Source organism: Saccharothrix deserti, assembly GCF_009769385.1.
GTDB lineage: Bacteria > Actinomycetota > Actinomycetes > Mycobacteriales > Pseudonocardiaceae > Actinosynnema > Actinosynnema deserti.
On the sequence record NZ_VKAB01000141.1, the window covers coordinates 1 to 1,737 of the forward strand.

The following is a 1,737-nucleotide window of genomic DNA, read 5'->3' on the forward strand; positions in this document are numbered from 1 at the left end:
TCCCTCCTGGCCGAGGCGTTGGCCGGCCGCGAACAACGACCCGTCGACCTCCGACTGAGGGGCATCGCCGCCGCGGCCACCGCCGCGCTCATCACCGCCCTGACCACGTGGGTCGACGGCGAGGGCACGGCGAGGGCGCCGAGGACCTGCGGACGCTGGTCGACCAGGCGTTCGCCGCGCTGGGCGCCGGGTCCTGAACGTAATCAGGCCACCGGCCGAGCCCGCAACTCCGCGGAACCGGGTTACAAGACGTCCCTTGGTCGGTTTTCGACGGCGGCGTCGAGCCTGCCCCGTTGCTCCTCGTTCGCGAGCGCGATCAGCCTGTCCTCGATGTGCGGCGGCAGGTCTTTGATGCCCACCTCGACGCCGGACTTGTGCGAGTGGTCGATGAACGTCAGCAACGCCTTCGCCCCGGACATGTCCATGTAGTCCACCTTCTCCAGGCTGAGCGACAGAGTCGACCGGCCGTTGCGCAGCGTGGAGAAAACCCGGTCGACGGACAGGAACGACAGCGGGCCCTCGATGCGATAGGTGTCGCCGCCTTCGGCGACGACCGAGGCTTTGCGCCGGCGTGACTGCACGGCGTGGACGACGAGCGCCAGGACGACGCCGACGGCGACGGCCGCGGTCAGGTCGACGAGCACGGTGATGATCATCGTCGCGAACATCACGACGACGTCACCCCTCGGGGAGACGTGTGCTTTGCGCAGGCTCTCCCAGTCGAACATGCCCACCGCGGTCAGGATCAGGATGCCCGACAGGACCGGGAGGGGGATGTACTGCACGACGGCCCCGAGGCCGGTCACCAGGGCGAGCAGGATGACGCTGTGCGTCGCGGCCGACAGCCCGGTGCGGCCACCGCTTCTGACGTTGACCACGGACCTGACCGTCGCGCCGGCGCTCGCCAGGCCGCCGAACAACCCGCTGGCCATGTTGCCGAGCCCCTGGCCGACCAGTTCCCTGTTGCTGCGATGCCGGCCGCCGGTGATGTTGTCCATGACCACCGAGGTCAGCAGCGAGTCGATCGAACCCAGCAGCGCGATGCCGAGCGCGGGCAGCACGAGGGTGAGGATCAGCGAACCGCTGAACTCGGGAATCGCGATCGAGGGAATCGACTCCGGGATCCGACCGATGTAGTCGACCGCGGCGTTGAGCGTGACCGGCCCGATCCGCACGCCGCGCAGCAGTGGGTCGACCAGCGGCAGGATCGCGGTGATGACCACGAGCGCGATCAGGCTCGACGGAATCGACTTGATCACCCGTGCGGACACGAGCATGAGCACGATCGTGGCCGCGACCACCAGGAAACTTCGCTGCACCTGATCGATCTCACCCAGGATGATGATCAGCGCGATCCCGCCCATGAACCCCGACACCACAGGATGGGGTATGTAGCGGATGAACGATCCGAGCCTGCACAGCCCGAACAGGATCTGGAACGCGCCCGCCATGACGAACGCGATGAACGCACCATCCAGTCCGTGCGCGGCGATCACCCCGGTGGCGACCACCGTGATGGGACCGGTGGGCCCGGTCACCTGACCGGGCGTACCACCGAACACCGCCGCGAAGAAGCCGGCGAAGATCGCGCCGTACAGTCCGACCAGCGCACCCTCGGAGGTACCGGTCGCGGTCACACCGAAGGCGATCGCCAGTGGCAACGCGACGACAGCCACCGTCAGCCCCGAGAGAATCTCTCTGGTAATCCGCCGGACCATAGGCTCCCCTCGCTCCACG

The 1,737-nt window shown here is 67.9% G+C and carries 1 protein-coding gene; it reads right to left on the minus strand.

Annotated elements, in window-relative coordinates; translation table 11 throughout:
• Nucleotides 1–242: 242 nt before the first annotated feature.
• Complete coding sequence (locus FM051_RS49875; protein WP_158854969.1) at nt 243–1,718, minus strand: SulP family inorganic anion transporter; 1,476 nt, start codon at nt 1,716–1,718, stop codon at nt 243–245.
• Nucleotides 1,719–1,737 lie beyond the last annotated feature (19 nt).

Excerpts from the sequence above, each read along its gene's own strand:
- FM051_RS49875 (WP_158854969.1), bottom strand. The coding sequence starts at position 1,718 with ATGGTCCGGCGGATTACCAGAGAGATTCTCTCGGGGCTGACGGTGGCT.